General features: G+C 73.3%; 4 protein-coding genes and 2 pseudogenes. All 6 read right to left on the bottom strand.

Features of this window, described 5'->3' with window-relative positions:
• Positions 1-1975 (bottom strand): annotated as a pseudogene (locus AC2CHG_RS27375) (hypothetical protein); the annotation flags it as partial.
• A 7-nt stretch (positions 1976-1982) separates the two neighbouring features.
• A complete protein-coding gene (gene eccB / locus AC2CHG_RS27370; RefSeq protein WP_262015022.1) occupies positions 1983-3338 on the bottom strand; it encodes a type VII secretion protein EccB in 1356 nt (451 codons plus the stop codon).
• Positions 3339-3344: 6 nt separating this feature from the next.
• Positions 3345-4754, bottom strand: a complete 1410-nt coding sequence (gene eccD, locus AC2CHG_RS27365; protein ID WP_262015023.1) for a type VII secretion integral membrane protein EccD — start codon at positions 4752-4754, stop codon at positions 3345-3347.
• A 13-nt stretch (positions 4755-4767) separates the two neighbouring features.
• A complete protein-coding gene (gene eccCa, locus AC2CHG_RS27360; protein ID WP_262015024.1) occupies positions 4768-8727 on the bottom strand; it encodes a type VII secretion protein EccCa in 3960 nt (1319 codons plus the stop codon).
• Complete coding sequence (locus AC2CHG_RS27355; protein ID WP_484525884.1) at positions 8724-9122, bottom strand: hypothetical protein; 399 nt, start codon at positions 9120-9122, stop codon at positions 8724-8726. The genes eccCa and AC2CHG_RS27355 overlap by 4 nt, the downstream gene beginning before the upstream one ends.
• Before the next feature lie 2 nt (positions 9123-9124).
• Positions 9125-9376: pseudogene (locus AC2CHG_RS27350) on the bottom strand (hypothetical protein); the annotation flags it as partial.

The raw sequence follows: 9376 nt of genomic DNA, 5'->3' as shown, positions 1-9376 counted from the left end.
CCGCCGGACCGGCCGCCACCGGCGGGGCCGCGAGCGCGGAGCCGAAACCGGCAGGCATGGTCGGCGGTGCCGGCTCGCCGAAGCCCGCCGGCATGGTGGGGGGCGCGGGGTACGTCTCGCGCCCGGCGTCCTCGACGGGTGCCACCGGCGGCGCTGTCGGCAGGGGCACCGCAGGTGGGGCCGGCAGCTCGGACACGAGCGGCACCGTGGGCGGCTCAGGCAGCTCAGACGCGATCGGCACCGGCTTCGGCGCAGGTGACCCGGACACGACCGGCGACGCGGGCGGTGCGGGCAGCTCGGAGACGACCGGCACCGCGGGTGGGTCCGGCAGCGTCGCCACGACCGGCGGCGGGGGCAGTTCGGAGACGACCGGAGGCGCTGCCGGCAGCGGTACCGCGGGCGGATCCGGGAGCGCGGACACGAACGGTATCGCGGGCGGCGCCGGCAGTTCCGGGACGAGCGGCGCGACCGGCGGCGACGGTGCGGGCGCGGCCGGAGGCGGCACCGCGGGAGGTGCGGCCGGCTGGTCCCGATCGGCGGGGACGGCCGGGACCGGGGCGGGAACGGCGACCACCACGCTGTCCGCCGCGGACGGTGCGACAGGCGCGGACGGGGCGACCTCCATGTACGCGGGCACCGGCACGGTCGTGCCCACCGCCCGCGTCTCGGCTTCCAGGTCGATGACCACCTCGGCCCGGCTGGCCGGTCTCGCGCCGGGCACCAGCACCGACGCCGGCATCAGCGCGCGGCTCGTACCCGCCATGCCGTCGACCCGTGCGGCCAGGTCGAGTGCCAGTTCCCGCATCCGGTGGGCGGTGGAGTGGACGGTGTCGTCGAAGACCAACGTGCCGCTGCCCGCGTCGAGCATCGCGGACCGGACCTGCTCGGCGTTCTTCGGCTCGACGGTGGAGCGTACCCAGAGACCGGCCTGCACCACCTCGACCACGGCGCCGGGTGCGAACCAGTAGACCCGGGGCGCGACCTCCTCGGCGCCGGGCAGCGGCGGGCGGTGGCTGAGCACGGCGGGCCGGCGGGCCCGCGAGTTGGGGTGCGCCCGGGGCGTGTAGGAAAGTTCGAGCGCGTACGGCGCCCAGCCGAACGCGCCGTCCGGCAGCACGGTGCGGATCTCATACCGCTGCGGGCTGCCGATCGGTACGCCGGTGTAGCAGGTGACGTCGGTGTTCAGCAGGTCGGCGAGCGCCTGGCCGAACGCCTCGCCCTCGGGGATGCGGACCTCGCCGAACTGCACGAAGCGCACACGCTGGCGGTTCTCCTCGTCGAGTCCGCGCCAGAAGCGCACCACGTCGTCGAGCGACAGCGACGGTGTGCCGGGGCAGCCCAGCAGCACGGTCATGGTCTCGGCCTGACACGGCACGTACGCGGTGAGCCGTTGCCGTTGCGGGTCGACCACCTGCGGGTCGCGGTTGCTGTGGATCCAGACCCCGGCCGGGATCGGCTCGATCTCGGCGGTGGCGCTGGACGGCCGGGTGTCGATCGCGGCCCGGTCCCATCGCGGCGTCGGGTAGCGCTTGGCGTCCCAGGCGGGCGGACGGCCGGGCCGGAACCGCACCCAGCCGCTACCCGGTGCGGAGTGGACGAACAGCGTTCCGGCGGAGCCGCGTACCAGGTCGCCGTCCGGGGCGATGACGGTGCGGTTGAGGCGTTCGGAGAGCCACTGACCGGCCATCGCGGCGGAGTTGCCGTGCCGGCCGCAGGCGATGAGCCGGATGCCGCGGCGGCGGCGCGGCAGCACCCCGGCCATCGACTCCCACGCGCTGATCGGCATGCCGTCGCCGAGGTCGAGCACGACCACGTCGTTCTCCGCGTCCTCGATCATGGACAGCGCCAGCGACTGGGCCTCCGGGCTGATGGCGTCCTCGGCGTGCACCACCAGTGCGTTGCCGACGGTGTGCTGGACGACGCCCTCGGGGCGGTCCTTGCCGCCGCCGAACAGGTCCCGGAACCGGGTTGCCATGATCGACCTACCCCACTTCTGCGGCCGCGAGGGCCCTCATGCTCAGCGCCGGGCCCTGCGGCACCAGCGCGAGCAGTTCTCTCGGGAAGGGAACGTTCACGACCCGGTCGAGCTTCAGCGCCCGTACCGCGTCCTGGTCGCCGATCGGGTACGCCTTTCCGTCGTCCGCGATGTACGTGGGCAGGGGTTGCGCCGCCCCGGTGCCGACCGGCGCCGGGAGCACCGCCATGCCGCTGCCGGGCGCGGTGAGCACCGTCGCGCGCCCGTCGGGGCGGACACCGGAGCGGGCCAGCGGGGCGAGCACGGCGGTGCTGTCGAACCGCGTTCCGTCGACCGCGCTCTGGCGCAGGCACAGCGCGTACGGGCCGGGTTCCTGCGGGGTGAGGCCGGTCAGGTCGGGCAGCCGGGTGAGCAGCGACCGGTCGGCCGACATCCGGGCCGCGGCGAGGTCGGCGGCGCTCAGCTCCACCGGCTCCTCCCCGGAGGTGGCGGTGGCGAGCAGGAACTCGGTCCGGCTCAGCGGCGCGAGGCCGTCGCGGCGCAGCACCAGCAGCTGTTCCGCGCCGGTGTCGGGCCGCTGCCGGAACAGCGTGCCGATCGGGTACGTCCGATCGCCGACCCGCCCGGAGCGGCCCGCGCCGGGGATCGTGGCCGGGGCCAGGTCCGGCCCGTCGGGCAGGAAGTCGAGCCAGTCCTGCGGGGCGGGCACCTTGCGGGTGGTGGTGGCGCCGAGCGCGACGAGCACCGCCGGGTCGGCGACCCGGTGCCTGCGGCCGGCGGTCACCAGGTAGGTGGGTCCGTCGGCGGCGCGGACGACGGCGAAGCGGTCGGCCGGCAGCGGGACGGCCTCGGCGCGCGGGTCGAGGTTGAGGCCGAGGCGGTCGCCGGGTTCGTCGGTGACCGAGCCGGGCAGGCAGGCCAGCCACGGGCCGGCGACCATCTGCCCGGTGGCGACCGACTGCGGCGCGCCGTCGATGCCGATCGACGGTCCGCGCGGAACGTCCTTGATCGACTCCTTGGAGATCAGCTTCACGGTGGCGCCGCTGCCCTGGATCAGCATGGCCGAGGTCAGGTTAGGCGTCGGGCGCAGCACGCCGTCGAGGTAGACGTACCGGTTGCCGCTCTCCTTCTCCACCAGGATCACGCCGCTGCGGGTGTACGCCTTGCTGCCGCCCGGGACGATCCAGCCGTAGACGGCGAACCCGGCCACGACCAGGACGCTGATCAGCACGCCGAAGGCCAGGCCGGTGACGGCACGCTGCCCGGGAATCTCCGCCGTGGACGGGTCGCCCTGCACGAGGGCGGAACTCAACCGGCCCATCATGAACTGGTGGGCGTGGACGTGGTCGCGCTGGGTCTGCACGGCCGGCTACCCGAAGAGTCCGCGGGCCCAGGCGTAGAGCCCGAGCACCTGGGCGAGCACCGGCAGCACGGCCAGGCCGGTGGCGACGTCCAGCCCGCCGGCGGTGTACTCCCAGAACGGCAGCATGCGTCGCGGCCACGGCCGCAGCGCGGCCATCACCAGCGGCACCAGAAGGGCGACGAGCCCGCCGAGCAGGACGTACCGGCCGGTCGGGGCGAGCTTGTCGGAGAACATCAGGGCCACCATGAGGTAGCCGACGGTACCGGCCGCGACCAGGGCGACCCGCTGCCAGAAACCGAAGAAGGTACGCGAGCGCAACAGGATTGCACTCGATGTCACCAGCACGAGCGTCCATCCGGACCAGCCCGGCGCCCGCATGGTGTGGTGCATCAGCACCGGCAGGACCAGCGCGGACGCGGTCATGCAGGCGGTCAGGTAGGTGTCCGCCTCGTCGGCACGCGACTTGACCAGGTCGGAGTCCTCCGGCTCGATGTCGTACGACATGTCGGCGCCGGTCTTCGGCAGTTGCGGTCCGCGCAGCCGGGCGAGCTTCACCGCCGCCCGGGGCGCGATCACGATCAGCACCAGGATCACCGACACCGCCACCGCGGACACCTGCGGCGCGGTGAGCGCGAAACCGTCGCCGGCCAGCAGGACGAGCACCACCATCGCGGCGGTCAGCGCGACGATCAGCAGCGGGGCGAACGGCATGACCGGTGTGACGGTCCGCTGCGCGATCAGCAGGAACGCGGTCACCCCGACGACCGCGACGGCGGCGGCCAGCCCGGCGGCGGCGGTCCAGGCCACGCCGTCCGGGTCGCCGTCGACGGCGCTGGACGCGGCCACCGCCGCGAAGAACGCCGCGCCGCCGCCGAACAGCAGCGGGAACGCGCCGTCGGTCTGCTGGCGGGCGCTGACGATCGCCGCGGTGAACAGCCCGGCCGCGAGCACCGCGCCGGCGATCACCTGGGGCAGCACCGGGCCCCGGTCCACGAGGACGGCGGCGATCAGGCCCATCGCCACCAGGGAGAGCACCAGGAACAGCACCCGGCGGTACTCCGGCTGCCACCTGTCGGCCCGCCGGTTGACCACTGTGGCGACGCCCTCGGCCAGGTCGTCGAAGTCGAGTTCGGGCAGCGGGTCCTGCGCCGGGCGCAGGTGCAGTTCCTCGCCCTCCAGCCAGTCCAGGCTCTCCGGCGTGCCGGACAGCTCGAACGGCGCCTGACCGAGGCGTTGCAGCACCCACGACTCGTCGGGCACCTCGCCGTCGGGCACCCGGGCCAGGTCGGTGGTGTGCCGCACCAGCAGCGGCATCAGGTTCGCCACCGGCATCCGGGCCGGTACGGCCAGATCGGCCCGGCGCGCCGGGCCGATCACCGTGATCCGGCACAGTTGGTCGTTGAGCGCTGCGGTCACCAGCGAGCCTCTCTCATCGGGCCGTGTCCGACACGAAACCGGTCTGCATCAGGCGTACGCCGCGCCGGGTGACGAGCTGGGCGCGTCCGGGCGGCAGTTGGCGGGGCTTCGCCTCGCCGAGGAACTTGCCCTCCTCCTTGGGGTAGGAGAAGAGCGTCGCGGGCGTGCCCAGCTCCCACATCCGCCGGATCACCGGGTCCATCATGGCCCGCATCGCGCCGGAGGTGCTCCGCGCGACGATCACGTGCAGGCCGATGTAGGCGCCCTGGGCCAGCAACGGCAGGAGCGGGTCGAGCGTCGAGCCCATCCCGGTGCTCTTGGTCATCAGGTCGTAGTCGTCGACGATGACGAACAGCTCCGGCCCCTCCCACCAGTCGCGCCTGCGCATCCGCTCGGACGACACGTCGGCCCCGGGCATCCGCCGGTTCATCGACACCGACGCCTGGCCGGCCAGCTCGTGCATCTTGTCGCCGGTGAACGCGAAGCCCACCTGGTACGCGGCGCCGATCGCGGTGTCCAGGTCGCGGCGCGAGTCGCCGAGCACGACCTTCGCCCGCTCCGGCGGGTAGTGCTGCTGGATGGACCGCAGGACGAGCCGGAGCAGGTTGGTCTTGCCGGTCTCGCTGTCGCCGAGGACCAGCATGTGCGGGGTGGTCATGAAGTCGTGCCAGACCGGGGCGAGACGCTGCTCGTCCTGGCCGATGACGAACTTGAAGTCGGACTCGGGCGGCGGCAGCGTCTCGACCATCAGGTGCGCCGGGAGCATCCGTACCGGCGGGGCGGTCGGGCCGGGCCAGAACGTGCCGATCTCCTCGACCACCGACTTGGTCGCCTCGGCCAGGTCGCCCACCTCGGAGCTGCCGTCCATCCGGGGCAGCGCGGCCAGGAAGTGCAGCGCGCCGTCGGTGAGGCCGCGGCCGACCTGGTTGGGCACGGTGGCGGCCTTGCGGGAGCCGTGCTCGGACTCCATCGCGTCGCCGAGCCGCAGCTCCAGCTTCGTGCCGAGCAGGTCCCGCATCCAGGTACGCAGCTCCGACCAGCGGGTCGCGGTGACGATCACGTGCACGCCGAAGGACAGGCCGCGCGAGGCGAGTTCCTGGAACTTCTGCTCCAGCTCCTGGAAGTCCTGCTTCATCGTGTACCAGCCGTCGATGACCAGGAAGACGTGCCCGAAGCCGTCCTCGATCACCCCCTCGGCGACCTTGGCCAGGTAGGTGGACATGGAATCGAGGCCGTGCCGCGCGAACTCGGCCTCGCGCCTCTCCATGACCTGGAGGACCTCCTCGACCGTCCGGACGACGCGGTCGCGTTCCATCCGGGTGGCGATCGAGCCGACGTGCGGCAGGCCGGCGATCGAGGCGAGGCCGCCGCCGCCGAAGTCGAGGCCGTAGAACTGCACCTCGCGCGGCGTGTTCGCCAGCGACAGCGCCAGGATCAGGCTGCGCAGCAGCGTCGACTTGCCGCTCTGCGGGGCGCCCGCGATGCCGACATGTCCGTCCGCGCCGTTCAGGTCGACCACCAGCAGCTCGCGCAGCTGCTCGGCGGGCCGGTCCACCACACCCACCGGAACCCGCAGGCCGCCCTGGACGGCCGGGTCGTCGATGGTCATGCCGCGTACCGGGTCGGGCAGCACGCTCGGCATGAGCGAGTCCAGGCTGGGCGCGCTGGACAGCGGCGGCAGCCAGACCTGGCGGGCCGGCGGGCCCGAGCCGGCGAGCCGGTCCAGCAGCACCTCGACCAGGCTCGGCCCGTTCGCGTCGGCGGCGGGCTCCTCGACCTGCTCGGCCGGGCGTTCCGGCCCGGGGTCGTGGCGCACCGCGACCTGCCGGGTGGTGAACGGCACCACGTCCGCGGTGGGCTCGTCCCCGGCGTCCGCGACGCCGCCGCGGCGTCCACTTCCGGTGTACGCGCCGGAGACGTACGCCGCTTTGAAGCGCACCAGGTTCGTGGTGTCCACCTTCAGGTAGCCGTTTCCGGGCTCGGGCGGCAGCTCGTACGCCGCGCCCACGCCGATCACCGACCGCGACTCCATCGAGGAGAACGTGCGCAGCGCCAGCCGGTACGACAGGTGCCCCTCGACCCGGTTGATCCGCCCCTCGTCCAGGCGCTGCGAGGCGAGCAGCAGGTGCACGCCGAGCGACCGGCCGAGCCGGCCGATGGACACGAACAGGTCCATGAACTCGCTCTTGCTGGACAGCAGCTCGCTGAACTCGTCCACGACGATCAGCAGCACCGGGAACGGCACGAGCTGGGCGCCGTTGCCGCGCGCCTTCTCGTAGTCGAACAGCGAGGCGTAGCCGCTGGCCCGCAGCATCTCCTGCCGCCGGGTCATCTCGCCGTTGAGCGCGTCCTGCATCCGGTCGACGAGCGGCAGCTCGTCGGCCAGGTTGGTGATCACCGCCGAGGTGTGCGGCAGTTTGTCCATGCCGAGGAAGGTGGCGCCGCCCTTGAAGTCGACGAGCACCAGGTTGAGGATCTCCGAGCTGTGCGTCGCGGCGAGGCCGCAGACGAGGGTACGCAGCAGCTCCGACTTGCCCGAGCCGGTGGCGCCGATGAGCAGGCCGTGCGGTCCCATGCCGCCCTGCGCGGACTCCTTCAGGTCCAGCTCGATGACCTCGCCCTCCTCCGTGACGCCGATCGGCACCATGAGGCGGTTGCGCTGCGGCGTCCGGGTCCGCCACAGCGCCTGCACGTCGAAGGTCATCGCGTCGCGGATGCCGAGCAGCGTGGTCAGCTCGAAGCTGGTGTCCAGCGGCTCGTCGGAGACCTCCAGCGTGCCGCTGGTCCGCTTCGGCGCGATGATGCGGGCCAGCGCCTCGCACCGGGTCTGATCCAGGCCGTCCCGCTTGGCCGAGCCGGTCGTCGCGCCGGCCGGGAACTCCACGACGTCGTCGGTGACCGTCAGCCGCAGCACCTTGGGGCCGCCGGGCATCGCACCGGTCAGGTCCAGCAGCACCACGTTGCGGATGCCCGCGCCGAGCAGGCGGGAGCTGTCCGGCAGGTCCACCAGATGCGCGACGATCACCAGGAACGGCTCGGTGGTGGTCGACTTGACGGCCCGGTCGTGGTCGCCCCGGTCGGTGATCTCCGGGCCGAGCATGTCCATCAGCGCGTCGTGGCTGCCGGCGAACATCCGCACCGGCCCGGCCGCGTCGTACGCGGTGGGGTGGGCGTTGTGCGGCAGCCACTTGACCCACTCCCACGGGCCCCGGTGCACCTCGGCGGCGAGCACCGCGATCCGCAGCTCGTCCGGGGCGTGGAAGGTGGCGAGCTGCGCCACCATGGCGCGGGCCAGGTCGATCGCCGGGTCGATCGCGCCCTCGAACTCGACGCTGGTGAAGCTCGGCAGGCCGACCGAGGTGGGGATGCCGGACACCGTCCGGTACGCCTCGGAGAACCGGCGCAGCGAGATCGACGACAGCGGTTCGAGGTCCTCGATCGGCTTGGTCGACGGCGGGTTGAACTTCAGCATCGCGGTCTGCCGGCCGAGACCGATGCGGACCCGGCCGAAGTCGTCGTGGCTGGGCCGGCGCTCCCACAGCCGGCTGCCCATCGCGATCGACCACAGCCAGCCCGGCTGCGGGTTGTTCCACAGCACGTGCCGGCGCTGCTGGTCGGCCGCCTCACGGGCCTGCTTGCGCAGCTGCCCGATGTAGCGCAGGAAGTCGCGCCGCTCGCCGCGCATCTTGCGCTTGCGCTCGGCAGCCGCGCGGCCGATCTGCATGACGCCCATGAGCAGCATGCCGCCGGCCATCGCGCCGCCCATCACGTACATGATCGGAGTGCGGTTGTAGAGGCCGAACATGGCGAGCATCGCGCCCATGCCGAGGCCCATCGGCACGACCATCGCGAACGAGCGGAAGTCGAGCGGGGCCTCCTCCGCCATCAGCGGCGGCTCCTGGAGCTCGATCGAGCCTTCCGGCGCCTCCGGGCCCGGCGCGCGGGGCGGGCGCTTGACGGTGACCGTACTCATCCGAGCGTCCCCGCGTCGGCGCCGTCGCCGCCCCAGACGGTGCGCTCCTGGCGCAGCAGCTTCACCGCGTAACGGTCGTTGCGGTAGCGCTCGGCCACCTTGACGTCGTCGTCCTCCTCGGCCTGGCGCTTCTTCTCCTTCTTCGCCCGCTCCTCCTCGTCCCTGCGGCGTCGCTCCTGCTCGGCCCAGAACGCCTCGGCGCGGGCGGCGGCAGCCTTCTCCTCGTCGGCGAGCGACGCCGTGAACTCGGCGTCGCTGACGCCGGGCTCACCGCACCGGGGCATCTTCTCCAGGTCGGCGCCGAAGAAGTCGAGCGTGCCGTCGGACGGCCGGGGCGCCTTCGCGGGCGCCACGCGCCGCCACACGGCGCGCGGGGGCTGCGGTGTCTCCGACATGGTCACCCTTCCCTGCCGTCGTCAGCTGACGGGCCGGTCAGCCAGTCCGCGTCGCTGAGGTCGTCCCAGCCCGCCGTGTCGTCCGGGTCGTCGTCCGGGCGGACCAGCGGCACGTGGTCGTCGGCCCCCGGCCGGGCGCGGTCACCGCCCCAGACGGCGTCGTCCTCGCGCAGACCGGCGGCGGGTTCCCGGCCGGCGCCGGGTTCGCGGTCGTCGTCGCGGTCGGAGGGGCGCCGGACCGTGCCGGCCCGGGC

Source organism: Micromonospora sp. ATLC20, assembly GCF_057196585.1.
This window is presented reverse-complemented; position numbering and strand designations above follow the sequence as displayed.